The 23,687-nt window shown below is 70.5% G+C and carries 20 protein-coding genes; 3 read left to right on the top strand and 17 right to left on the bottom strand.

Annotated features, from left to right (window positions below):
• Positions 1–51 precede the first annotated feature (51 nt).
• Positions 52–2,598 (top strand): ATP-binding protein, encoded by a 2,547-nt coding sequence (locus Q8L83_RS01870; protein ID WP_305284445.1) that lies wholly within the window; start codon positions 52–54, stop codon positions 2,596–2,598.
• On the opposite strand, the gene Q8L83_RS01865 is transcribed toward Q8L83_RS01870, so the two are convergent.
• The 12 genes from Q8L83_RS01865 to Q8L83_RS01810 form a co-directional block, all read right to left on the bottom strand.
• Complete coding sequence (locus Q8L83_RS01865; RefSeq protein WP_305284444.1) at positions 2,595–3,119, bottom strand: periplasmic heavy metal sensor; 525 nt, start codon at positions 3,117–3,119, stop codon at positions 2,595–2,597. The genes Q8L83_RS01870 and Q8L83_RS01865 overlap by 4 nt on opposite strands.
• A complete protein-coding gene (locus Q8L83_RS01860) occupies positions 3,119–3,562 on the bottom strand; it encodes a hypothetical protein (RefSeq protein WP_305284443.1) in 444 nt (147 codons plus the stop codon). Before Q8L83_RS01860 ends, Q8L83_RS01865 begins: the two co-directional genes overlap by 1 nt.
• Before the next feature lie 10 nt (positions 3,563–3,572).
• A complete protein-coding gene (locus tag Q8L83_RS01855) occupies positions 3,573–4,118 on the bottom strand; it encodes an RNA polymerase sigma factor (RefSeq protein WP_305284442.1) in 546 nt (181 codons plus the stop codon).
• Positions 4,119–4,252: 134 nt separating this feature from the next.
• The gene (locus Q8L83_RS01850) at positions 4,253–7,150 is read right to left on the bottom strand and encodes a bifunctional [glutamine synthetase] adenylyltransferase/[glutamine synthetase]-adenylyl-L-tyrosine phosphorylase (RefSeq protein WP_305284441.1); all 2,898 of its coding nucleotides are present in this window, start codon (positions 7,148–7,150) and stop codon (positions 4,253–4,255) included.
• A 48-nt stretch (positions 7,151–7,198) separates the two neighbouring features.
• Positions 7,199–8,602 (bottom strand): HAMP domain-containing sensor histidine kinase, encoded by a 1,404-nt coding sequence (locus Q8L83_RS01845; RefSeq protein WP_305284440.1) that lies wholly within the window; start codon positions 8,600–8,602, stop codon positions 7,199–7,201.
• 15 nt (positions 8,603–8,617) lie between these two features.
• Positions 8,618–9,289 carry a response regulator transcription factor gene (locus tag Q8L83_RS01840; RefSeq protein WP_305284439.1) on the bottom strand — a complete coding sequence of 224 codons (672 nt, stop codon included), beginning with the start codon at positions 9,287–9,289 and terminating at the stop codon, positions 8,618–8,620.
• Positions 9,290–9,316: 27 nt separating this feature from the next.
• Positions 9,317–10,867 carry a Do family serine endopeptidase gene (locus Q8L83_RS01835; protein WP_305284438.1) on the bottom strand — a complete coding sequence of 517 codons (1,551 nt, stop codon included), beginning with the start codon at positions 10,865–10,867 and terminating at the stop codon, positions 9,317–9,319.
• Positions 10,868–11,006: 139 nt separating this feature from the next.
• Positions 11,007–11,465 carry a cytochrome c-type biogenesis protein gene (locus tag Q8L83_RS01830; RefSeq protein ID WP_305284437.1) on the bottom strand — a complete coding sequence of 153 codons (459 nt, stop codon included), beginning with the start codon at positions 11,463–11,465 and terminating at the stop codon, positions 11,007–11,009.
• Positions 11,462–13,483, bottom strand: a complete 2,022-nt coding sequence (locus Q8L83_RS01825) for a heme lyase CcmF/NrfE family subunit (RefSeq protein ID WP_305284436.1) — start codon at positions 13,481–13,483, stop codon at positions 11,462–11,464. The genes Q8L83_RS01830 and Q8L83_RS01825 overlap by 4 nt, the downstream gene beginning before the upstream one ends.
• Entirely contained in the window at positions 13,480–14,001 is a 522-nt protein-coding gene (gene ccmE / locus Q8L83_RS01820) for a cytochrome c maturation protein CcmE (protein WP_305284435.1), read from the bottom strand. Before ccmE ends, Q8L83_RS01825 begins: the two co-directional genes overlap by 4 nt.
• Positions 13,998–15,089 carry a c-type cytochrome biogenesis protein CcmI gene (gene ccmI / locus Q8L83_RS01815; protein ID WP_305284434.1) on the bottom strand — a complete coding sequence of 364 codons (1,092 nt, stop codon included), beginning with the start codon at positions 15,087–15,089 and terminating at the stop codon, positions 13,998–14,000. Before ccmI ends, ccmE begins: the two co-directional genes overlap by 4 nt.
• Positions 15,090–15,147: 58 nt before the next feature.
• Positions 15,148–16,485, bottom strand: a complete 1,338-nt coding sequence (locus tag Q8L83_RS01810; protein WP_305284433.1) for a hypothetical protein — start codon at positions 16,483–16,485, stop codon at positions 15,148–15,150.
• A gap of 164 nt (positions 16,486–16,649) precedes the next feature.
• On the opposite strand from Q8L83_RS01810, the gene Q8L83_RS01805 reads away from it, so the two are divergent.
• Complete coding sequence (locus Q8L83_RS01805; protein WP_305284432.1) at positions 16,650–17,282, top strand: phosphohydrolase; 633 nt, start codon at positions 16,650–16,652, stop codon at positions 17,280–17,282.
• A 4-nt stretch (positions 17,283–17,286) separates the two neighbouring features.
• On the opposite strand, the gene Q8L83_RS01800 is transcribed toward Q8L83_RS01805, so the two are convergent.
• From Q8L83_RS01800 to Q8L83_RS01780, 5 genes are all read right to left on the bottom strand, one after another.
• Positions 17,287–18,675, bottom strand: a complete 1,389-nt coding sequence (locus Q8L83_RS01800; protein WP_305284431.1) for a sensor histidine kinase — start codon at positions 18,673–18,675, stop codon at positions 17,287–17,289.
• 19 nt (positions 18,676–18,694) lie between these two features.
• Complete coding sequence (locus Q8L83_RS01795) at positions 18,695–19,381, bottom strand: response regulator transcription factor (protein ID WP_305284430.1); 687 nt, start codon at positions 19,379–19,381, stop codon at positions 18,695–18,697.
• A 27-nt stretch (positions 19,382–19,408) separates the two neighbouring features.
• The gene (locus Q8L83_RS01790) at positions 19,409–19,744 is read right to left on the bottom strand and encodes a PepSY domain-containing protein (RefSeq protein WP_305284429.1); all 336 of its coding nucleotides are present in this window, start codon (positions 19,742–19,744) and stop codon (positions 19,409–19,411) included.
• A gap of 108 nt (positions 19,745–19,852) precedes the next feature.
• On the bottom strand, positions 19,853–20,791 hold the full coding sequence (locus Q8L83_RS01785; RefSeq protein WP_305284428.1) for a J domain-containing protein: 939 nt from the start codon (positions 20,789–20,791) through the stop codon (positions 19,853–19,855).
• A 138-nt stretch (positions 20,792–20,929) separates the two neighbouring features.
• Positions 20,930–21,397, bottom strand: coding sequence for a YcgN family cysteine cluster protein (locus Q8L83_RS01780; RefSeq protein ID WP_305284427.1), 468 nt, complete (start codon positions 21,395–21,397; stop codon positions 20,930–20,932).
• Positions 21,398–21,450: 53 nt separating this feature from the next.
• On the opposite strand from Q8L83_RS01780, the gene Q8L83_RS01775 reads away from it, so the two are divergent.
• Positions 21,451–23,673, top strand: coding sequence for a PBP1A family penicillin-binding protein (locus Q8L83_RS01775; protein WP_305284426.1), 2,223 nt, complete (start codon positions 21,451–21,453; stop codon positions 23,671–23,673).
• Positions 23,674–23,687 lie beyond the last annotated feature (14 nt).

The raw sequence follows: 23,687 nt of genomic DNA, 5'->3' as shown, positions 1-23,687 counted from the left end.
GACTCTGCTTCGCGGGGTGACTCGATTTTTTGAGGGCAAGGAGCGGCGGGCTTGGCCGGACGCGGACGCAAGAGCGCGGCTCGGACACAGGGCCGGCGTCGCGGCGGGGATGTGACCCCAGGCTCCCGGCCGCCGCCGACGTTCGCGTTCGCGCGGGTGGCGATCCTGACCACCCTATTGCTGATGGCCGTCTACACCGCCTTCGCCGTCGCCCGCATTGAGAGCGAACCCACCAGCGTCAGCCAACTGGGCGTCGTGCTGCCCAGCCGCGCCGAGGCGCTTGCTGCGCGACTGGACGCCGAGGCCGCCGCGCTGCAGGGCGGCCTGCTGGCGGCCCGCGACGCCCTCGAAGCCCGTCCGGACGCGCCCCTGGCGGCGGCCGAGACTGCGCTCCGGGTCACCTCGGGCGCCGGGGCGGCCGTTGCGGTGGTGGACACCACCGGCGTGCTCGCCCTCACGGGATCAGCCTCTGGCGCCGACTGGCCCGAACTGGCCGCCCAGGCCGACGCCGCCCGACAGGCGGTCTGGTTTGGGGTCGCCGCCGCCGAGCGCCCAACCCTAATCGGGGCGACGGCCGCGGCCACGCCGCTGGGCCGCCGCTGGATTCTGATCGCCGGCGATCCTGCGCGCCTTGCCAACCACCTTGCCGGCCAGTCGCCAGCTGCGATCGTCTCGGACAAGGGCCTCGTGCTGAGCGCGGTCGGCGACGGCGGCGTCGCCCAGGCCGACAGCCTGTTGTCGGGCTTTGGCATGACGCCAGGGGCGCTTCGCGCCGGACGTCTGGCGCGGGCCAAGGCGCCGGATGGCTCGAACCTGCAGATCGCCAGCCAGCCGGCGCTGGGGGGCGCCCTTCTGGCGATCGCCGGCGCAGACGCCGATCCCATGGAATTGCTGTCGGCGCAGGAGCAGCTTGGCTGGGTGCTGATCCCCCTGGGCGTCGCCTTCATGCTGGGCCTGCTGTTGTTCGTCCAAAGCCGGAAGGTCGAGGACGCCCAGCAGGCCTTCTATGACAGCGAGCAGCGCTTCCGGATGGCCGTCGAGGCCGCCCGTTGCGGTATCTGGGAATGGGACCTGGTCACCGACGAGGTGTTCCTCTCCGACGTCACCGGCGGGATGCTGGGCTGGGGCGGCGGCGGCGTGGTCGGCGGCCAGGAGGTGCTGGAGCGCGTCTCCCCGGATCATCGCGAGCGGGTGCGTCAGGCCCTGGCCACCGCAGCCCTCTATGGCGCGTTCGACGTGTCGTTCCGGGTGCCCGGCGCGCCGGGGGAGCGGCCGCTGTGGGTCGACGCCCGCGGCCAGGCCTTCGGCCGATCCGACGAGGGCGGCTTCGTCAGGATCATCGGCGTCGCCCTGGACGTCACCGAGGAACGCATGGCCCAGGCCCGCGCCCAGGCGGCCGAAAACCGCCTGCGCGACGCCATCGAGAGCGTGTCCGAGGCGTTCGTTCTGTGGGACCGCCACGGCCGCCTGCTGATGTGCAATCGCAACTATCGCAGCGTCTTCTCGCTGGAGGCCCGCCTGCTCAAGCCCGGCGCGTCGCGCGACCAGGTCAACCGCTTCGCCCAGCTGGCGATCCGCCAGGAACAGCCCGCCGCCGACGGCCGGCGTGGGGTGCGCGAAGCCGAGCTGAACGACGGCCGCTGGATTCAGATTTCAGAGCGTCGCACGGCCGAGGGCGGCCTGGTGATGACGGCGGCCGACATCACCGCCATCAAGACCCAGGAAGAGGCCCGCCGGCTGAACGAAGAGGCCCTGCAGAAGGTCGTCGTCAGCCTGGAGCGCAGCCAGGAACAGCTGTCGGAACTGGCCCGCAAATATGAGGCCGAAAAGGTCCGCGCCGAGGGGGCCAACAAGGCCAAGAGCGAGTTCCTGGCCAATATGAGTCACGAGCTTCGGACCCCGCTCAACGCCATCAACGGCTTCTCCGAGATCATGGTCGGCGAGATGTTCGGGCCCCTGGGCGACCCGCGCTACAAGGAATACTGCGGCGACATCCTCTCGTCGGGCCAGCATCTGCTGGCCCTGATCAACGACATCCTCGACATGTCCAAGATCGAGGCCGGCAAGATGAACCTGAAGTTCGAGCCCCTGACGCTCGAGGACGTGGTCGAGGACGCCGCGCGCCTGGTCCGCAACCGGGCCGAGAGCGCGGGCCTCGCGGTGGATCTGGAATTCCCCCGCGACCTGCCGGAGGTCGAAGCCGACTACCGGGCCGTCAAACAGGTGCTGCTCAACCTGCTCTCCAACGCCATCAAGTTCACGCCGCGGGGCGGCCGCATCACGGTCCGCGCCGACGCCCGCCCCGACCCCACCGGCGAGCGGGTCCGCATCAGCGTCAAGGACACCGGCATCGGCATCGCCCCAGAGGATCTGGCGCGGCTGGCCAAGCCCTTCGAACAGATCGAAAGCCAGCATTCCAAGACCCAGCAGGGCACAGGCCTCGGCCTCGCGCTGACCAAGTCGTTGGTTGAGATGCACGGCGGCTCGCTGGACATCCGCAGCGCCCCTGGCGAAGGCACCACGGTGGGCTTCTCCCTGCCGGTGCGCCAGACGGTCAGCGTTGAAACGGCGGCGCGACGGACCGGAACCGCCGCCTAAGGCGCCGGGGTCGGCTCTTCGGGCGGGCCAGTCCGGCGCTCGTCACGGGGACCGCGGCTGCGGCGGCCGTCGCGGGACGGCGGGCGGGCCAGGGCCTCGGCGAAGGCCTGGCGTTCCTGAAGGCTCAGCTCGCCAGCGAAATCCACCACACGACCTTCGACCGCGCTGCGGGCTTCGGCCTCGATGGCCTGGGCCCGGGCCAGATCGCGGCGCACGGCTGCGGGATCGAAGGGTTCGTCGCCCAGATTGCTCCAGGCCTCCCGACGCACCCGGCCCGCCTCAGTCAGCTTTCGACGCACCTGGCCGGCCTCGCCGCGGATGGTCTGGCGATAAGCGTCCTGGCGCTCCGGCGACAGCGATTCCGCCGCCTGGAAGAAGGGCGGCGGTCCGGGTCGCATGGCGCTTTCGCGGCCCTCCGCCATGCGGGTCCCGATCACCAGGCCCCCCACCACCGCGCCGATGGCGAACAGGTTCACCGCCAGGGAGACGAACAGGGCGATGGTCAGATTGCGTTGCGACATCAGACGTCTCCCACCACTTCAGCGTCCAGGGCGTCCGAGGCGCTGACCGCCGCGGTGATCACATCGAATTCGGCCGAGACCGGCGCCATGGCGGACGAGGCCACCACGCCAGCCATGACGCCCGCGGCGCCGGCGGCCATCAGTCCAGCGCCCAGCCCCGTACGCCAGATCCAGCCGCGCCAGGGCGCGACGCGGCGTTCGGTCGGGGCGGCGGCCAGCACGGCGGCCTGCAGGGCCGGGCTCGCCGCCGGGGCGCGCCAGGCGTCCAACGCCCAGTCCAGATCGCTCTGGGCCGCCAGCACGGGAGCCGTGGCCTCGGGATACTCGGCCATCAGCAGGGCTGCGGCCTCACGTTCGACGATGGGCCAACGGCCGACGTCGCCCCCATAGGCCTCGGCGAGCCCGGCGAACCGCTCCAGATCCATGATGGGTCCCTTCTTCATACTCGCCGCCTCAACGCATGTCCGACAGGCCCGCGCGCAGGGCGCGACGGCCTCGGGACAGCAGACTTTCCAGGGCCTCGACGCTGACGCCCATCAGGGCGGCGGCCTCGATATTCCCCAACTCCTGATAGTGGCAGAGCACGATGGCCTCTCTCTGCCGGTCGGGGAGACGCGCCAGGGCCGCAGCCACCCGGTCGCCCACATCGGCGGCCTCGAGGTTGCGATCGGGCGCCGGCCCTTCGTCGATCTGTTCCGGCGGCGCCTCGGTGGGGATTTCCCGCCGTCGCCGCAGCCGGTCGTAGCAGAGGTTCAAGGCCACCCGGTGCAGCCAGGTGTCGAACTTCGCCACCCCGGGCTTCCAGTGCTCGGCCTGACGCCAGGCGCGCACGAAGACCTCCTGAGTCACATCCTCGGCCTCGGTCGCATCGCCCAGCATCCGCACCGCAAGGCCGTTGATCCTTGAGAGCTTGCGCGCCATCAGCGCGCGCACGGCGGCCGGGTCCCCCCGGGCCACGCGGGTCAGCAGCTCCTCGTCCGGATCGGGCGCCGTGGCCAATCCTCACCTCGCCCGCATCAAGGCGGAAACAGGCGCGGCGATCACGGTCGTCCATCGGGCGCGTAGAACATGGGCGACGTCCTCCAGCAGGTCGTTCGAGGAGTTTAACGGCGCCGGGCGCCGCTTTCCGTCGCTCATGCCGGCGCCAGTTTCTCGAAAGCCGCCCTTGCCGCCTTTCGCGCCGCCTCCAGCCGCGGGCGGACCTTCTTGAAATCGCCCTCGCCGGCCGCCCGCGCCAGCAGGCGACGGAAGGCCGTCGGCTCAAGGGCGGGATCGGCGTCGTCTTCCAGGGCGAGCTTGATCAGCTGGCTGAGATTCTGCTGCAGACGCCAGGCGTCCTCCAGCTGCTGCAAGGGCGCTTCGGCTTCCAGGCCAGATTCCCGGAAGGCTTCCAGGGCGCGGGCCGTATGCTGGCGCAAGGGCCCGCCGTCGGCCGCATGGGCCAGTTGCAGGAACTGGGCGGCGAACTCCACATCCACCAGGCCGCCCCGCGACAGCTTCATGTCCCAGAAGTCCTTGGCCGGCCGTTCGGCCTCCATCAGGGACCGCATGGACCAGACGTCCTTGGCCAGCCTGGCGCGATCCCTCGGCTGCCGCAGGGCGGCCTCGATCAGGCCCTCGGCGGTCTCGGCGAAGGCCGGCGTGCTGGCCCAGACGACACGGGCGCGGGTCAGGGCCAGAAACTCCCAGGTCTCCGCCTCGCTGGCGTAGTAGGCCTCGAAGGCCGACTGGCTGACCGCCACGGGTCCTTGCGTGCCCGAGGGCCGCAGTTGCATGTCGACCTCGTAGAGGCCGCCCTCGGCCGTCGGCAGGGACAGGGCCGCGATCAGCCGCTGGGTGAAGCGGCCATAGAAGGTCTCGGCGCCCCAGCTCTTCAGGCTGGACATGGCCCGGGGATCATCGGCCCGGTAGAGGGTCATCAGGTCCAGGTCCGACGAGGCGGTCATCTCCCGCGAGCCGCACTTGCCCAGCGCCACGACCGCGACCTCGCCTGGAAAGGCGCCCCCGATCCGCTCGGCCTCGGCCAGGGCGGCCGGCGCCAGGGTGCGGATGCAGAGATAGGCGAGATCGGCGAAGCCCCGGCCCACCCGCTCGGCGCTGGCCACCCCGCTCATCACCTGGACGCCCAGGCGGAAGGCCTGTTCGCGGTGCACCCGGCGCACCGCGTCCATCACCTCCTCGAACCCCTCGGCCCGGGAGATGGCGACGGCCATCACCGCCTCATCCTCAGCCGGATCGATCTCGGCGAAGAAGTCCCCGTCGATCAGGGCGTCGATGGCTGCAGGCCTGCGAGCGAGCGTCGCCGCCAGCTTCGGCGCGAAGGCCAGCACCTGGACCAGCAGTTCGAACAGCTTGGGATTGGCCAGGAACAGGGACTGGAGCTGCACGCCCGACGACAGGCTGGCGAAGAAGTCGCTGAACCGGTTGAAGGCCGCATTGGGCGCGCCGGTGGCGTGGGCCGCCTCCAGCAGACGCGGCGCCAGCCGGGTGAACAGCTCGCGACCCCGCTCGGTGCGGGTGGCGGGGATCCGCCCGTGGTGCCAGGCCCGGATGGTCTGGGAGACCTGCAGGGGGTTGTCGAACCCCATGCGCGCCAGGGTCTTCAGGGTGGCCGGGTCGTCATCGACCCCGGTGAAGATCAGGCTGCCGAACGTCGAAGAGAGCGCCTCCTCGTCCGGGAAAAGCTCGCCATAGCGGCGGTTCACCGTTTTCAGCACCTCGGTGATGGCGGCGTCGAAGTCACGAACCTTGTCGTGGCCGAACAGGGCCGCCACGCGGGCGCGATCTCCATCGCCCTCGGGAAGGCGGTGGGTCTGTTCGTCGGCGATCATCTGGACGCGATGCTCGACGGCGCGCAGCACATCATAGGCCGCGTTCAGCTCATCGGCGGTCGCGGGCTCCACATGACCGGCCGCGGTGAGCGCCGCCAGGGTCTCCAGGGTGCGCCGGCCCCGAAGTTCCGGATGGCGGCCCCCTAGGATCAATTGCTGGGTCTGGACGTAGAATTCGATCTCGCGAATGCCGCCGCGACCGAGCTTGAGATCGGCCCCCTTGGCCGTCAGCCGGTCATCGACCTTGTGGACGTGAATCTGGCGCTTGATCGAATGGATGTCGGCGATGGCGGCGAAGTCGAGATTCTTGCGCCAGATGAAGGGCGACAGCTCCTCCAGAAAGGCCTCGGCCCGCGGCAGGTCGCCGGCGCAGGGCCGCGCCTGGATGAAGGCCGCCCGCTCCCAGTTCTGGCCGACGGTCTCGTAATATTCGAAGGCCGCCGCCAGGGTCACGGCCGGCGGCGTCGAGGAGGGATCTGGCCGCAGGCGCAGATCGACCCTGAAGACGTAGCCCTCGTCCGTGCGATCCTGCATCAGCGACGCCAGGCCTTGGGTCAGGCGGACGGCGAAGGCCCGCGGCTCTACGCCTTCAGCGACCGGCAGGGCGTCGGGGTCATAGAAGACCGAGATGTCGATATCGCTGGAATAGTTGAGTTCGAAGGCGCCCTGCTTGCCCATGGCCAGGCAGAACCAGCCCGGCACGGGCCCCGCATCGCCCTGCCCGACGGCGCTCAGCCGGCCGGCGGCCACCTCGGCCCGGGCGACCGCTTCCAGCGCCGCAGCCAGGGCGGCGTCAGCGAACCGGGTCAGGGCGCCGGTGACGGCGTCGAGGTCCCACACGCCGCCCAGGTCGGCCAGGGCCGTCAGCAGATGGGTCTCGGCCTTCAGCCGCCGCAGTTCCGCGCCGGCCTCAACGCTCTCCAGGACGCCCGCGGCCGCCGTGCGGACCAGGATGTCGGCGAACCGGGCGTCGGGCTCGGCCGCCAGCAGATCGGCCAGCATCCCTGGGCGCCGACGGGCGAGGCCTGCGAGATAGGGCGAGGCCCCGAAGACCGGCGCCAAGGCCGGCCAGGCCGCGTCCAGACGCCCGCGCCAACCGCCCTTGTCGGCCGCCTGGATCAGCATCTCAAGGGTGCGCTCGGCGGCCTTGGGATCGGCCACCGGGCCACAGGGACGAAGCGAGTCAGCGAGCAGGGTCATGGGGCCAGTGTGGCTGGGGTGACGGGCCTCTGGCAAACCGCGGCGGCTTCAAGCCGCCTGGGGCACAATCACGGCGACGCGAAGGCCGGGCCCGATCTCGCCGACCTTGCCCGGCCCCTCAGACAGCTCCACCCGCCCGCCGTGCGCCTCGGCGACGGCGACGACCAGAGACAGGCCAAGGCCCGCGCCCGGCTGGTTGCGGCTGTTTTCCAGGCGCACGAAGCGCTCCACCACCCGGCTCCGGTCGGCTTCCGGCACGCCAGGTCCGGTGTCGGTGACCGAGAACTCAACCTCGCCGGACGACCGGCGGCGGACCCGCAGCATGATGGCGCCGCCCTGGGGCGTGTACTTGATGGCGTTGTCCATCAGGTTGGCCAGGGCCTGGGCCATGAACTCCCGGTTGGCGCGGATGGAGAGGCCGCGCACCCGCTCGGCCTTGAAGTCCAGACCATTGTCCTCGCACAGCGGCTCGTAGAGCTCGCAGATGTCGGCGGCCAGGTCGGCGGGGTCGAACAGGGTCGGGTCTGGCGCTGTGCCGGCCGCCTGCAGGCGGGCGATGGCCAGCACCGCGCCGAAGGTCTTCAGAACCCCGTCGGTGTCTTCGATCGCCTGGGCGAAGGCCGCCTCGGGATCGCCGCGGCCGGCTTCCAGGTCCAGGTACGAGGCCTCCAGCCTGGCGCGCAGACGGGTCAGCGGCGAGCGCAGGTCGTGGGCGATGGCGTCGCCGGCATGCTTGTGGCCGGCCATGGAGCGCTCCAGGCGGTCGAGCATCTCGTTGAGGCCGACGGCCAGTTCGTCCAGTTCGTCGCGGGTCCCGCGCACCGGCGCCCGGGCGGTGAGGTCGCCATTGCGCACGGCGTCGACCACGGTGTTCAGGCCGGTCATGGAGCGGCTGACATTGCGGCTGACCACCACGCCGCCGGCTAGGCCCAGGACGATGACCAGGGCGCCAGCCCCCCAAAGCGCCCGGACGATCTTGACCACATAGGCCTCGTCCTCGGCCACGTCGGCGCCGACAAACAGGATCTCGCCGCCTGACAGGCGCTCCTGCAGGCCGCGGGCCGGGCGGTTGATCTCCCGGCCCTGCACGTCGAACTCGGTGACCCGGAAGCTGGTCCAGGCCGGATCGCCATTGAACTCGTCGAGGGGCGACTCCTCGATGGAGCCGGAGATGCGCGTGCCGTCGGGGCGCATCAGCAGATAGAGATAGGGCCGTTCGCTGGCCGCGCGCTCGATCAGGGCCTGGTTGAGCGCGTCGGCGCCGGCCCGGCCATAGGCGCTCTGAAGGGTGCGCATTTCGCGGGTGATCAGCTGATCCACCCGCCGCGTCGCCTCGCCCGCGGTCGCCACATAGATATAGGCCAGGAACGCGCTGGCGGAGGCCGCGAACAGGGCCAGGAACAGCAGGGTCAGCCGAAAGGGCGTGGTGCGGAAGATGCGCGGCAGGCGCATGTCGTGGACCGCCCTCTATGCGTCGAGCCGGTAACCCGCGCCGCGCACCGTCTGCAGCATGGGCCGGTCAAAGCCCTTGTCGATCTTCGACCGCAGGCGGGAGATATGCACGTCGATCACATTGGTCTGCGGGTCGAAGTGATACTCCCAGACCTTTTCCAGCAGCATGGTGCGGGTCACGGCCTGGCCGGCATGGCGCATCATGAATTCCAGCAGCTGGAACTCCCGGGGCTGGAGGTCGATCTCCTGGCCCTGCCGATGAACCGTGCGGCCGATCAGGTCCATCTCAAGATCGCCGACGCGCAGCAGGGTCTGGACCGACCCGGTCTCCCGCCGCCGGGCCAGGGCCTCGACCCGGGCGCTCAGCTCGGCGAAGGCGTAGGGCTTGACCAGATAGTCGTCGCCGCCGGCCTTCAGACCGTCGACCCTGTCGTTGATCTCGCCCAGCGCCGACAGAAAGAGGACCGGGGTCTGGTCCCCCTCCCGCCGGAGGGTCTCCACCAGAGTGACCCCGTCCATCCTGGGCATCATGCGATCGACGATCATCACGTCGAACTCGCCGGCCCGCGCCTGATCGAGGCCCGCCACGCCATCGGGCGCCGAGGCGCAGTCATGGCCGCTTTCGGTCAGGCCGCGCACCATGACGGCGGCGGCCTCCAGGTCATCCTCGACGATCAGTATCCGCATGGCCCGCCCCTCTGAACGAATCGGAGACTAGCGCCCGATATCCAGGGGAAGGAAGAGGGTGCGACCGTCGCGGTTGACGCCGATCAGCACGCTGGGACGGCCGGCGGTGCGGGCGGCCTCGACCTCGGCCGAGAGATCGCCGGCCGCGGTGACCGCGCGGTTGTTGGCCCGGACGATCACATCGCCCCGGCGCAGGCCCTTGCGGGCCGCGTCAGAGTTCGGCGTCAGGGCTGCGACGACCACACCGCGAACCTCGGCGGGAAGGCTGAAGGTCCGCCGGGCCGCCTCGTCGATGGGCGCCAGGCTCATGCCCAGCACCTCGGGATAGGTCGGTTGGGCGGGGGTCTGGCCGCGGGGAGCCGTGGGGCCGCCGCTGTTGTCGTTGGCCGCCAACTCGCGCTCATTGGGACGCACGCCGGAGCGGACCTGGATGGTGCGGCGGTCGCCGCCCCGAATGATTTCCAGCCGCAGGGTGTCCCCGGCGGTGGCCTTGGCCACTTCGCGGGTCAGTTCCGACGAGGTCTTCACCCCCACGCCGTTGACCGAAATGACCACGTCGCCGGCCTGAAGCCCGGCGCGGGCCGACGGGCCGCCAGGCACGGTGTCGGACACGATGGCCCCGCGCTGGTCGCCCAGGCCCTGGGCCTCGGCCATTTCGCGGGTGTAGTTCTGAATGGTCGCGCCGATATAGCCACGGGTCACGCTGCCGCTGGCGATCAGTTGCTTGGTGATGGTGTCGGCGGTGGCCGCGGGAATAGCGAAGCCGATGCCCACCGAGCCGCCGGACGGCGAGAAGATGGCGGTGTTGACGCCGATCACCCGGCCATAGATGTCGAAGGTCGGGCCGCCGGAATTGCCCTGGTTGATCGGCGCGTCGATCTGGATGAAGTCGACGAAGGTCTCGCCGATGTCGCGGCCAAAGGCCGAGACGATGCCCGATGTGGCCGTCGCGGTCAGGCCGAAGGGATTGCCGACGGCGATAACCCAGTCGCCCACCCGCGGCTCGGCGTTGTTCTCGAAGCTCACATAGGGGAAGTTGGCGCCCTTGACCTTGAGCACCGCCAGGTCGGTGGCCTCGTCGCGGCCGACGATCTCGGCGACCAGCTCGCGCTCATCCCTCAGGACGACCTTGATCTCCTCGGCGTTCTCGACGACGTGGTTGTTGGTGACGATGTAGCCATCGGCCGAGATGAAGAAGCCCGAGCCGGCCGACATCCGCGTCGGACCCTGCGGTTCTTCCTCGCCGTCCTCCTGGCCCGGGCCGCCAGGGCCGCGGGGGATGATGCCGAAGGGCAGGCCCTCGAAGCCGGGGATCTGGCGCAGGGCGCTGGTGCTGGCGCGCGAGGTGACGTTCACCGAGACCACCGCCGGCGAGACCTGTTCGAAGATGTCGGCGAAGGACAGGGGCGCGCCCGGAGGCGGCGCAAAGACCGGAGCTGTCGAGGTACGAATGAGCGGCATGCTCGGCGACGACCGTTCGGCCGTCGGCAGGCGCATGTCTGTGGCGGCCAGGGCGCCGGCAGCCACGGCGACGCCGGCCACGGCGCCGAGAAGATATCCGGTCTTCTTAGAGGTCATAGGGATTCAGTTCCTTGCGAGCTCTTGGGGTCATAGCACATGCCCGCCGTCCTCAAGCTAGGCTCGATGCACGAGAGCGCAACCGCCCTCAACTTAACTTTAGGTCAGGCTTGGCGCCGCTTGAGGGCGCTCTTGCGGCCTAAACTTGACCGTCATCCCTGGCGAGGCGGGCCAGGGCGTCGGACTCAGCCTGGCTTAACTCGCCCTCGACCGGTCGGTTGCGCCATCGCCCCACCAAGAGGACGGCGCCGCCCAGAACGATCAGAAATGGCGCAAACCACAGCGCCGCATTGGCCCAGGTGAACTGCGGCTTGAGCAGCACATACTCGCCGTAGCGGTCGGTCAGGAAGCGTCGCACATCGGCGTCGCTCCGCCCCGCGTCCACCTCCTGGCGGACGATGGCCCGCAGGTCGGCGGCCAGCTCGGCGTCGGAATCGTCGATCGATTCGTTCTGGCAGACGAGGCAGCGGACCTCCTGGAACAGGGCGCGCGCCCGGGCCTCCTGCGCCGGATCGGGCAAACGTTCGGCGGGGTCGGAGGCTGCGGCCATGCAGAGCACGGCGCAGGCCGCCGCCAGCAGGCGGGCGAGCGTCCTCATGCTTCACCGCCCGCCGAGACCGGTTCAGGGACCGGCTGGACCTTGGCGGGCGCGGCGCTCCGGCCGGCCGCCAGGCGAAGGCGGCGATCGGACAACGAGACCACCCCGCCAAGGGCCATGAGGCCAGGCCCCAGGAAGATCAGCAGGGCCCAGGGATTCCAGTAGCCCGAAACCAGCCAGGCGGCCTGGCCCTCGACCCCCTGGCGCCGCTCGCCCAGGACCACATAGAGATGGCTGAGGCCCCGGGTGCAGATGGCGACCTCCGACGTGGTCTGACCGCCGGCGGGATAGAGTCTGCGCTCCGGCGTCGCCGTGCAGGCCAGGGTTCCATTGGGGGCCACAGCCCGCAGCACGCCGCGCTCGGCCTCATAGTTCGGCCCCTGGACCGGCCTGACGTCTTCAAGGGTCAGGACATAGCCGCCGACGTCCAGACGCTGACCCAGGGACAACACCTCGGCGGTCTCGTCCTTCCAGGTGGTCTCGAAGACCGCGCCCAGGACGAAGACGCCCAGGCCCGCATGGGCGAGCGTCATGCCCCAGGCGCCCCGCGGCAGGCCGCGCAGTCGACGCAGGCTTTCTGATCCGGGCGCCCGGAACAGCCGGATGCGCTCAGCCACCTCGACCAGGGATCCGAGCATGAGCCAGGCCCCCAGGGCCAGCCCCGCGGCGCCAAACAGGCTGCGCGGGGCGACGAAGGCCAGTGTGACCGCGCCGACGAGAACGGCGAGGATGGCGGCGAGCCACAGCCGTTGGGCCACCGCCCCGGCGTCGGCCCGCTTCCAGGCCAGCAGCGGACCGGCCGGGACCAGCAGCAGCAGGATGAACATCAGCGGCGTGAAGGTGAGATTGAAATAGGGCGGCCCCACCGAGATCGCCTCGCCGGCGATGGCCTCGCGGATCAGGGGATAGAGGGTGCCCAGCAGGACGGTGGCCGTGGCCGCCGCCAGCAGGATGTTGTTGAGGACGAGCGCGCTCTCTCGGCTGATCGGCGCGAAAAGGCCGCCCCGGGCCATGGCCGGCGCCCGCCAGGCGAACAGCGCAAAGCCCAGGCCCGCCGTGACCCCCAGGATGGTGAGCAGCAGCACCCCGCGGGTGGGGTCGACGGCGAAGGCGTGCACCGAGGTGAGCACGCCTGAACGCACCAGGAAGGCCCCCAGCATCGAGAAGGTGAAACCGCCGAGCGCCAGGAAGATGGTCCAGCCCGGCAAGGCGCCGCGGCGCTCGGTCACCACCGCCGAGTGCAAGAGGGCCGTGGCGATCAGCCAGGGCATGAAGCTGGCGTTCTCCACCGGGTCCCAGAACCACCAGCCGCCCCAGCCCAGTTCGTAATAGGCCCAGAACGCGCCCAGCGTGATGCCGACCGTCAGCGCGCTCCAGGCCGCCAGGGTCCAGGGCCGCACCCAGCGGGCCCAGGCGGCGTCGGCACGGCCTTCGACCAGGGCGGCGATCGCCAGGGAGAACACCACCGACAGGCCCACATAGCCAGCATAGAGGAAGGGCGGATGCAGGATCAGGGCCGGGTCCTGCAACAGCGGGTTCAGAGAGCGGCCCTCCACCGGCGGATCGATCAGCCGCCAGAACGGGTTCGAGGCGAACACCGTATAGGCCAGGAAGATCGCGCCGATGGCGCCTTGCGTCGCCACCGCGACGCTCTTGAGCCCTGCCGACAGGCCTCTCCCATAGCCGGCCAGGAGAGCGCCGAAGCCGGTCAGGGCCAGGCACCACATGAGCATCGAGCCCTCATGGCTGCCCCAGGCGCCGCCCACCTTGTACAGCATCGGCTTGGCGCTGTGAGAGTTGGCCGCCACGTTGGCGACGCTGAAATCCGAGACCACAAAGGCGTAGATCAGGGTGGCGAAGGATACCGCCAAGGCCCCGAAGGCGCCGATGGCGGCCCCCTCGCCGATCGCCGCCAGCACCGGGGCGCGACGCAGACGGGCAGCCGTGGACGCGCCGGCCTGCAGCAGCGACAGCACCAGGGACAGGACGAGGGCGAAGGCGCCAATCTCGACGATCATTGGCCGCCGGCCCCGCCATAGGGCGCTGCGGCTGGGTCAGCGGCGTCCGGAACTCTGGGCGCGCCGTCGCCGCGCCATTCGCCCTGTTCCTTCAGGGCGTTCTGAAGATCGCGGGGCATGTAGGTCTCGTCGTGCTTGGCCAGCAGGCGCCGGGCCTCGAACACGCCGTCCTCGCGGAAGGCGCCGGTGGCCACCACCCCCTGCCCCTCGCGGAACAGGTCCGGCGGGTCGCCCTTGAAGGTGACCGGCGTCATGGCGATCTGGTCGGCGACCACGAACTCCAGTCGCCCATCGGGATGCTTGACCACGCTGCCGCCGGCCACCAGGCCGCCCAGCTGGATGGTGCGTCCGGGCTCCGGCTGCGTCTCCGCCGCCTGGGCCGGGGTGTAGAAATAGGAGATGGAGTCCGAGAGGCCCCACAGTGTCAGGCCGACCGCCAGGGCCAGGACCGGCGCCACGGCCGACAGCACCACCAGCCGGCGACGCGCCTTGCGGGATTTCGGCAGCCAACCAGTCATCGCATGGGCTCCGTAGCCGCCGCCTGGGCGAGTTGGGACAGGATCTGGGGATCGCCGGCGTAGCGGGCGCGGGCCACCGCCAGGGCGGAATCCCGCGAGGCGGCGTCGCCGAGCACGGCGTAGGATCGCACCAGCCGCACCCAGCCCTCGGGATCGTCAGGCTCCGCAGCCAGGCGCGCAGCCAGGCCGTCCACCATGGCCTGGATCTCCGGCGCGCCGATCTGGGGGGCGGTCTCGGGAGCAGTTTGAGGTCGGGGCCCCTGCGCCACATCGGCGATCGCCGCCTGAAGGACGGGGCGTCGCGGATCGTCGGCGGGCAGGTCGGCCAGCAGGGCGCGCCATTGGGCCAGCCCCGCCTCGACCTCGCCGGCCTCGATCTGGCCCCGGGCCAGGTGGAAGCGCGCAGCGCCAGCCTTAGGGTCCTGCTCCAGCGCCCGTTGGAAGGCGGCGGCCGCCTGCGGGGTGACCTCGCCCTCGGCCTGCATCATCAGGGCCTCGCCCAGGGACTCCCAGAGGTCGGCCCGCTCCGGCGCCAGGCGGATCGCTTCGCGCAGGGCGCGGGCGGCGGCGGCGGCGTCGCCCGACGCCATCTCGGCGATGGACAGAAACCGGTAGGGCTCGGGATCGCCAGGACGTTCCTTGGTGACCTCGCGCAGAACGGCCGCCATCCGGGGCGCGTCCAGCTGAGTGGGCGGCATGGCGCGCCACTGGGCCAGACGCTGCGCCTGGGGCTGGTCGCCGTAGCCCGGTGAGCCGATGACGAGATAAAGGGCCAGAGCCGCCAGGGGCGCCGCGCCCGCCAGCAGGACAAGACCACGGCGGCGATCCCGCCCTGGCGCCCAGCCGGCCTCCGCGGCCTCGGCGGCCGACAGCAGGCGACGCGCCGCTTCGGCGTGGGCGCTGCGCCGTTCATCGGCGGCGATGAGCCCCCGATCGGCCAGTTCGTCGATCTCGGCCAGTTGCCGACGATAGAGCGGCAGGGTGGAATCGGCCCCCTGCGGCGCTGCGGCCGCCCGGGCGGCGCGACGGAGGATGAGCCCCGCGACAGCCGCCGAGATCACCCCGACCGCAATCCAGAAAACGATCATGCGCGCCCTTTAGACCAAAGGCTTGGCGCGCGCGAGAGGGCAGAGGCCGACCGCGGCGTCAGACCGCGGCGAGACGCCGCCGCAGGGTCTCGGCCGACTGCCGGTCCCGGGCGATCGCCAGCAGGTCGGCCGTCTCAGCCAGCAGGGCGCGGGCGATCGCGGGATCGGGCGCATCCCCCTGTTTCAGGTGATCCAGCGCGTCTTCGGCGAAGGCGTCGAGGTGAGCCTCCAGCGCCTCCATCACCTTGGTCCGGGCGGCCGCAAAGCCCCCGTGGTTGGCGGCGCCGCGGATTTCCTGGGCGAAGGCCACCAGGGTCTTGGCCGTCTGCACATGGGCGGCGTCGGGAGCCTGGGTCAGCAGGGCGGCGTCGCGGGTGGTGCGGCCGATCCGCATCTGCGTCGTGGGCAGAACCCGACGGACGGCCTTGTCGATTTCGCGCAGCCGGGCCTCGACCACGCGGGCCAGCGTCGCCTTCTGGCGCGCGATCCGCCCGCCCCACGGTCCCTGGCGGGTCAGCTCCACATTGCCTTCCAGCTCGGCGATCTGGGCCGTGACGCTGTCGATGGCCGCCGCCGCCGTGCGCACCGCCGCCATGCCGCCGCTGGTGTCGAAGGCTTCGACCTTGGCCAGGCCGTCATCGATCGAATCCAGCACGCGCAGGCCAAAGTCCGCCAGTTCCGAACCCGCCAGATAGGTCTCCGGCGGCCGATCCATGATCGCCGAGATGAGCCGCAGCACCATCCAGGGCTGGGGCAGATGGGCGCCCAGCATCTCGAAGAACCGGGGGCCGGCGTCCTCGGATATGGCGACCGTATCCTTGTAGGCGATCCGGGCGACGGCGGCGTCCTCGTCGGTCACCCGCTGGATCCATTCCGGCAGCCGCCCCACGGCGGTGCGCAGGATCGGGATCATGTCCAGACAGTCGGCCAGAAGGCGGGCGCCGTCGGGGCGCGCAGCCTCGGCCAGGTCGGCGGCGGCGGCGAACTTGGGGTGATTGCGCTCCCGGAGGCCCTTGGCCGCACGACGGGCCAGGACATCGTACGGCTCCGGCGAACTCTGGCCTGGCTGGAATTCCTCATAGAGCGCAGCGGCGCGGCCGACCTCGTGGGTGGCCTGATCGCGAAGGGCGCGCCAGGCCAGCGCCAGGGCGCGGGCGGGAAAGGTCAGGCGTTCGGTTCGGCCGTCCCCGACGCAGAGCGGGACGATCGGATGCAGCACGGCGTTGCGCAGCTGACGGTCGCGGGCCTCGGTCTCAACCAGCAGCCGGACGTCCACCAGGCCGGAATCCCCGCTGGCGCCGGACAGGGCGCTGCGCAGGTCGCCGACCACCCGGTCAGGCGCGGACTCGACCATCTGGCGAAGGATCGCAAGTTTCTGTTCGGGCAGTCCGCCCATGTAAATTCCTCGACCGATCCGACGGCGCAGGCGCGACCCTGCCCCAGGCGCGGTTAAGGCTTCCCTTAACCCTACCGGTCGCCAGCCTGAGGAAGAGCTGCGACGTGACGTCGCCGCCGGCCTGTGAAAGTCTGGCGCTGCTGGCGTCGCCAAAGGAGGTTTCCATGGATCGCGCCCAGGCCTGCGCCTTCTGGCTGGACTCAGGCCCGCCCTCCCCCGGCGACGGGCTGGCCGGCGAGACCAAGGCTCGCCTGCGCGCCGCCTATGGCGAGCCCCATCGCCGCTATCACGACATGACCCACATCGCCGATTGCCTGGGCGAACTGGCCAGGGTCGAAGGCCTGGCCGATGAGCGCAGACTTCGCCTAGCCTACGCCATCTGGTGGCACGACGTGATCTACGACCCGACCCGCAGCGACAACGAAGCCGCCAGCGCCGCCCTGGCCCGAGACGACCTCGCCGCCCTGGGCGAAGCCGATTCGACCTGCGCCGAGGTCGCGCGCCTGATCGAACTCACCACCGGCCATCAGGTGGGCGAGGACGACCCCGACGGCGCATTGCTGGTCTCCATCGACCTGGCCGTGCTGGGGCGCTCGGCCGAGGCCTATGACGCCTATGCCTCAGCGATCCGCCAGGAATACGCCCATGTTCCCGACGCCTTCTTCCGGCCCGGGCGAGCCGGCGTGCTCCGGCGCATCCTGGAGGCTCAGCCGCTCTATCCAGATCCCGCCTATCGGGCGCGCTACGAAGACCAGGCCCGCGCCAATCTGACGCGCGAGATCGCCACCCTGAGCTGACGCTTCAGGTTTCCGCTCGGGGCAGGTCGATGGCCACCGACAGGCCGCCGAGCCGGGCGTCGTCCAGGCGCAGATCGCCGCCATAGGCCCGGGCCAGTTCGTCGATGATGGACAGGCCCAGGCCCGAGCCCGGCGCGCTCTCGTCCAGCCTCGCGCCGCGCCGCAGCACCTCGGGGCGGCGGGCGGCGGGTAGGCCAGGCCCGTTGTCTTCGATGGTCAGGCCCAGGCGCTCCGGAGACAGGGCCACGGCGCGGACCCGCACCTTGCCCCGGCTCCACTGGGCGGCGTTCTCCATGGCGTTGCCCGCCATCTCCAGCAGGTCCTGGCGCTCGCCCTGGAAGTACAGGTCCTCGTCGCAGTCCCAGTCGATCTCAACGCCCTTGTCCTGGAAGATGCGCGACAGGGTGCGGGCCAGTTCATCGAGCACATCGGCCACGTCTGTGCGCTCGCCCCGGCCCGGCGTGCGGGCGGCCGCCCGGGCGCGGCGCAGATGGTGATCGACCTGCTGGCGCATGACCTCAGCCTGACGCTCCACCACCTCGCCCAGGGCGCTCTGCGTCTGGCGGGACTCGGTCAGCATGACTGAGAGCGGGGTCTTCAGGGCGTGGGCGAGATTGCCCACATGGGTGCGCTGGCGCTCGACCACCTCCTGGTTATGACTGACCAGGGCGTTCAGCTCCTCGGCCAGGGGCTCCAGCTCGATGGGGTAGCGGCCGGCGATCCGCTCGGCCTTGCCCCGGCGGACCTCGGCCACCTCCCGCCTCAGGGCGAACAGGGGGCGCAGGCCAAACCGGACCTGGAAGACCACCGCGCCCACCAGGCCAGCCCCCAGCAGCAGGAAGGCCACAGCCGTGGCGGTGATGAAGCCCCGGACGTCCTGGTCGATGGGGGAGCGATCCTCGGCCGCCATGAAGATCAGCGGCGCCTCTCGCCCCGGCAGGGTGGCGCGGCTGGCCATGGCGCGCAGGGGCTGGCTGATCGGTCCCGGCGTTTCATAGATCACCGGCCGGCCGGGGCTGGCCTCCAGCCGCGCGACCAGATCCTCGGGCGCCACAAGCTCGGCGTCCCAGAGAGAGCGGGAGCGGACGATGATCCGCCACTGGCCGTCGGGCAGCGGCTCGGCCACCTGCCAGTAGCGGCCGGAATAGGCCCGCAGCGCCCGCAGATCGGTCAGGGCAGGCGCCAGGACCTGGCCCGCCTCGTCCACCGTGGTGCCGGCCAGCAGATTGTCGATCAGCTCAGCCAGGCCCTCATCGAAGCGGCGCAGGGCCGCCTGCTGGAACAGCAGCGACAGCACCAGGGCCGAGACCAGCAGAACGGTCAGGCTCCAGCCGGCCGCCAGGATGACCAGGCGGCGAACCAGGGACGATTTGCGAAAGCCGTCCAGCTTCACGGGCGCGGCCTGGCTGCGCTCAAGAGGCGCTCGCCTCGGTTTCCTCGGCCGGACAGGTCAAGCGATAGCCCAGGCCACGGACCGTCTCGATGCGGTCGGCGCCGATCTTCTTGCGGATGCGGCCGACAAAGACCTCGATGGTGTTGGAGTCCCGATCGAAGTCCTGGTCATAGAGGTGCTCGACCAGCTCGGTGCGGCTGATCACACGGCCCTGGTGCATCATCAGATAGTGCAGCAGGCGATATTCCAGCGACGTCAGGCGCAGGGGCTCGCCATTGACCGAGGCGCGCGCCGCCCGAGGGTCCAGCCGCAGACCGCCGCAGGTCAGGTTCGGCGCCGCATGGCCGGCCGAGCGACGCAGCAGGGCGCGCAGGCGGGCCAGCAACTCCTCGGTATGGAAGGGCTTGGTCAGATAGTCGTCGGCGCCGGCGTCGAAACCCGCCACCTTCTCGCTCCAGGCGCCGCGGGCCGTCAGGATCAGCACCGGCGTCGCCATCTCGCCGCGCCGCCAGCGCTCCAGCACCGAGACGCCGTCCACCTTGGGAAGCCCGAGGTCGAGAATGACGGCGTCATAGGGCTCGGTCTCGCCCAGGAACTGGGCCTCCTCGCCGTCCGGCGCATGATCGACGGCGTAGCCGGCGTCGGCGAGCGCGCCCTTGAGTTGGCGCGACAGGTCGGGATCGTCCTCGACAAGCAGGATGCGCATGGGGTTCGGCCTCCCTTAAGGTCTAGCTCAGCCGCCCTGGCGGCCGATGATGGCCCCGGACTCGGCGTCGGCGATGAAGATGATCACTTCGCCGCCCGGGGTCTGCCACTGCACGAAATAGGCGGGGCGCCCATTGTGCGAGCCCTGGGTGGTGTTCAGGTGCCGGCCCGGAGTCCGCTGGGCGATGGTCGCCAGCACCTGGGACAGCGGGGCCTGGCGGCCAGCCCGCACGGCGGCGCGGGCGGCGTCCTGGTCGCCGCGACCCGCCCCGAAGGACGAGCGCATGTCCGAGCCATACTGGGCGTGCGCCGCGCCAGGCGCGGCGGCGGCCAGAAGGACAGCGATGACGGCGAGGTGTTTCATGAACGCCGATCTAGGCCTTGACGACTGAACCGTGGCTGAACGCGGCGGTAATGTCCCGCCCTGCGCACGCCTCACCTTAACGCGCCTGATCGCCTTTTAGCTACGGCGTCAGCTACGGCGTTTCGGCGCGGCCTTGGGCGCATAGGGCCGCTTGCTCCGCCAGGCCTCGGCGAACTTGGTCAGTTCAGGGTCTGGAGGCTCGGGCAGGGTGACCACCAGCCGGGCCAGGAGGTCGCCTCGCTTACCCGCCGCATCGGGCACGCCGCGGCCTTTGAGGCGCAGCATCGCGCCGGAATTGGAGCCGGCCGGCACGGTCAGGGTGACGGGCCCTTCGGGCGTCGGCGCCTCGACCTTTCCGCCCAGGACCGCGTCATAGACGGTGACCGGCAGGTCCATGACCAGGCGGTCGCCCTCCAGGCGGAAAATCGGGTGGGGGCGGATATTGAGCTCGATGAAGGCGTCGCCCGGCCCGGCCCGGCCCGGGGAGCCCTGCCCCTTCAGCCGCAGGGTCTGGCCCTCGGCCGCGCCCTTGGGAATGGTGACGTCGATGGTCCGGCCGTCGGAAAAGGCGATGCGCTTCTTGCCGCCGGCGATGGCTTCCTCAAGGTCGATGTCCAGGCGCGCGCGCACGTCCGCGCCACGGGCGAAGCCGCCGCCTGCGCCGCCAAAGCCCGCGCCCGGGCCACGTCCGCCGCCCCGGCCGCCGAACATCTCGCCGAGAATGTCGCCCAGATCGACGCCGTCGAAGGTCTCGGCCCGCGTCTGCCCCCGGCCCTCGAAGCCGCCCGGGCTCCAGCCGCCGCCGAACCCCCGGCCGGTCTCATGACCCTCGCCGTCGATCTCGCCGGCGTCGAACTTCTTGCGCTTGTCCGGATCGCCCAGGATGTCGAAGGCCGCGCTGACGCGTTTGAACCGCTCTTCAGCCGCGGCGTCCCCGGGATTGGCGTCCGGGTGATGCTGCTTGGCGAGCTTGCGGAACGCCTTGCGGATCTCGTCTGCGTTCGCGCCGCGAGCGACGCCAAGCTCCTGATAGGGATCGCGCGCCAAGGAATGAAGTCTCCCAGTCCGTTCTGTTTCGTCTGTCCCGCTGAGGGCCCTTACGGGCTCTAGATTGTGCGAGGTGTGAAGTCACGCAAGAGCGCGTGTGGCAAAATAGACACATACCTGTGGCGGCGGCCGCCCGGGTCAATCGCCGCTGCGATCTTCCATCAGGTCCCAGGCCGCATAGGTCCAGGCGTCTTCAAGGTCTTCCAGCTCGTCTTCGCTGAAGGTTTCGCCGCGGATGGAGACGCCGGCCGCATGGACGCTTTCCGGGTCGCCGGTCACCAGGGGATGCCAGGCCGGCAGGTCCTTGCCCTCATGCAGGCGGCGATAGGCGCAGCTCAGCGGCATCCACGGCAGCTTGGCGATATTGCCGGGCGTCAGCTTCACACAGTCCGGCACATGGGCCTTGCGCTCGGCATAGTTGGAGCAGGCGCAGGCGTTGGAATCGAACAGTCGGCAATGCACGCGGGTGGGGATAACCTGGCCGCTGTCCTCATCCTCGAAGCGAACGAGACAGCAAAGCCCACACCCGTCGCATAGGCTCTCCCATTCCTCAGCCGTCATCTGTTCGAGGGACTTGGTCTGCCAAAAGGGTTTGTGCCTGCTCACGCGCCCGTCCTAAACCCAAAGCGTCTCCGCCGCCATCCAGGCCCCCTGCGAACGTGAACGACTGGACTCTCGATCCTTACCGCTTTCCGGAAAATGAGCCGGAAGGGCCGCGCCAGCCGCGCGCGTCGCAGCCCGGTGACGTCGCCCGCGAAGGCGCGCCGCGCGTGGGCGACGAGGGCTTTGGACGGCGGCCCCAGCCGCCGCGTCAAAGCGGCCCGCCGCCGCCAGGGGGCGATGGTCCGGACGATCCCTTCATCCTGCCGCCCAGGGAGCGCCGTCGGCGCAGCTGGGCCTGGCTATGGAAGACTCTGGCGATCCTGATCCTGGCGCTCGCCCTGGCCGTGGTCGGCGGTGGCGTCTATCTCCAGAAGCGGTTTCTGCAGGACGTGCCGGAACTGCCGCCGCAGTCCCAGCTCTACGCGTTCAACCGGGCGCCGGGGATCAAGTTCTTCGACCGCAATGGCGACCTCATCGCCTCGCGCGGACCGCGTTATGGCGACCGGGTGCGGCTGAGCGCCCTGCCCGACTATGTGCCCCTGGCCTTCCTAGCGGCGGAGGACCATCGTTTCTACCAGCACGGTCCGATCGACCTGCAGGCCATCGCCCGGGCCAGCTATGTCAACTGGAAGGCCGGCGGCGTGGTCCAGGGGGGCTCGACCCTCTCGCAGCAGATCGCCAAGAGCCTGTTCCTCACCCCCGACCAGACCTTCCGCCGCAAGATCCAGGAGGCGGCGCTGGCCTGGCGGCTGGAGCGGATGCTGACCAAGGACGAGGTGCTGGAGCTGTACCTCAACCGCATCTATTTCGGGGCCAACACCTTTGGCGTGGACGGGGCGGCGCGGACCTATTTTGGCAAGCCGGCCAGCCAGCTGACCCTGGCCGAATCCGCCCTGCTGGCGGCCCTGCCCAAGGCGCCCTCGCGCCTGGCCCTGACCAACGACATGGAAGCCGCCCTGGAAAGATCCCGCTGGGTGCTGCAGCGCATGCATGACACCGGCTGGATCAGTCGCGCCGAGATGAAGGCCGCCCAGGCAGAGACGCCAGAGCTGTCCACCACGGCGACCTCGAACGAAGGCTCCTACGGCTATCTGCTGGACCACGCCACCAACGAGGTGCTGCGCCAGATCGGTCCCAACTCGCCGGACCTGCTGGTCCGTCTGTCCATCGACCCGACGCTGCAGGCCGAGGCCGCCGCCATTCTGAACCAGGTGATGGCCACCGACGGCGCCCGCGCCGGGGCCGATCAGGCGGCCCTGGTCACCCTCGGCCCCGACGGATCCGTGCGCGCCATGGTTGGCGGCGTGGACTATGGCGCCAGCGTCTTCAACCGGGCGACCCAGGCCAGGCGCCAGCCCGGCTCGACCTTCAAGCCCTTCATCTATGCCGCGGCCCTGGAAAAGGGCGTCCTGCCCAGCGATGTGCGGGTGGACGGGCCGGTGCGGTTCGGCGACTGGCGGCCCGGCAACTATGGCGGCGGCTACCGCGGGCCGGTGACCGTGGAGACGGCGCTGGCGCGGTCCATCAACACCGTCGCGGTGAAGCTGGGGGCCGAGGCTGGCGGTCCGGCCCTGGGAGACATTTCCCGCCGCTTCGGCTTCACGACCATCCCGGCCAATCCCAGTCTCGCAGTCACGCTCGGCGCCTATGAAGTAAGCCTCATGGAGCTGACCAGCGCCTTCCAGGTCTTCCAGCAGGCCGGCGGCCGGGTGACGCCCTCGATCATCGAAGAGATCCGCACCGTGGAGGGCGACAGCGTGTTCCTGCGCGCGCCTTCCGGCCCGATGCCAGCCATCGATCTCACCTATGCCAGCATGATGGTGCGGATGATGAAGCGGGTCCTGACGGCCGGCACAGGGACACGCGCGGCCTTCGACTGGCCAGCGGCGGGCAAGACCGGCACCAGCCAGAACTGGCGCGACGCCTGGTTCGTGGGCTTCACCGACGAGTATGTCACCGGCGTCTGGGTGGGGAACGACGACGACAGCCCGATGAACCGCGTCACCGGCGGCGACATCCCTTCGCAGATCTGGCGCAGGGTCATGATCGAGGCCCATGCCGGGATGGAGGTTCGCGACTTTGCCTGGCTGGTCGCCGAACCGGAGCCGATGTTCGAGGACGATTACCGCAACGATCACTATCGGGGGCTGGCCAGCGAGTTCGCCCGCGCCGCGGCCGAGGCCGAACCCCCGCCCCTGCCGCCGCCGCCAGCCATGCCGCAGCCCCGGGACGAATACGACGCCAGCCGGCCGATCCCCGAGGAAGACATTCCCTTCTAGCCCGGCAGGCCCGG

This window comes from Phenylobacterium sp. (assembly GCF_030680185.1).
In the GTDB taxonomy this organism is placed as follows: domain Bacteria; phylum Pseudomonadota; class Alphaproteobacteria; order Caulobacterales; family Caulobacteraceae; genus Phenylobacterium.
This window is presented reverse-complemented; position numbering and strand designations above follow the sequence as displayed.

Excerpts from the sequence above, each read along its gene's own strand:
- Q8L83_RS01865 (WP_305284444.1), bottom strand. The coding sequence starts at position 3,119 with ATGTCGCAACGCAATCTGACCATCGCCCTGTTCGTCTCCCTGGCGGTG.
- Q8L83_RS01860 (WP_305284443.1), bottom strand. The coding sequence starts at position 3,562 with ATGAAGAAGGGACCCATCATGGATCTGGAGCGGTTCGCCGGGCTCGCC.
- Q8L83_RS01850 (WP_305284441.1), bottom strand. The coding sequence starts at position 7,150 with ATGACCCTGCTCGCTGACTCGCTTCGTCCCTGTGGCCCGGTGGCCGAT.
- Q8L83_RS01845 (WP_305284440.1), bottom strand. The coding sequence starts at position 8,602 with ATGCGCCTGCCGCGCATCTTCCGCACCACGCCCTTTCGGCTGACCCTG.
- Q8L83_RS01840 (WP_305284439.1), bottom strand. The coding sequence starts at position 9,289 with ATGCGGATACTGATCGTCGAGGATGACCTGGAGGCCGCCGCCGTCATG.
- Q8L83_RS01835 (WP_305284438.1), bottom strand. The coding sequence starts at position 10,867 with ATGACCTCTAAGAAGACCGGATATCTTCTCGGCGCCGTGGCCGGCGTC.
- Q8L83_RS01830 (WP_305284437.1), bottom strand. The coding sequence starts at position 11,465 with ATGAGGACGCTCGCCCGCCTGCTGGCGGCGGCCTGCGCCGTGCTCTGC.
- Q8L83_RS01825 (WP_305284436.1), bottom strand. The coding sequence starts at position 13,483 with ATGATCGTCGAGATTGGCGCCTTCGCCCTCGTCCTGTCCCTGGTGCTG.
- ccmE (WP_305284435.1), bottom strand. The coding sequence starts at position 14,001 with ATGACTGGTTGGCTGCCGAAATCCCGCAAGGCGCGTCGCCGGCTGGTG.
- ccmI (WP_305284434.1), bottom strand. The coding sequence starts at position 15,089 with ATGATCGTTTTCTGGATTGCGGTCGGGGTGATCTCGGCGGCTGTCGCG.
- Q8L83_RS01810 (WP_305284433.1), bottom strand. The coding sequence starts at position 16,485 with ATGGGCGGACTGCCCGAACAGAAACTTGCGATCCTTCGCCAGATGGTC.
- Q8L83_RS01805 (WP_305284432.1), top strand. The coding sequence starts at position 16,650 with ATGGATCGCGCCCAGGCCTGCGCCTTCTGGCTGGACTCAGGCCCGCCC.
- Q8L83_RS01795 (WP_305284430.1), bottom strand. The coding sequence starts at position 19,381 with ATGCGCATCCTGCTTGTCGAGGACGATCCCGACCTGTCGCGCCAACTC.
- Q8L83_RS01790 (WP_305284429.1), bottom strand. The coding sequence starts at position 19,744 with ATGAAACACCTCGCCGTCATCGCTGTCCTTCTGGCCGCCGCCGCGCCT.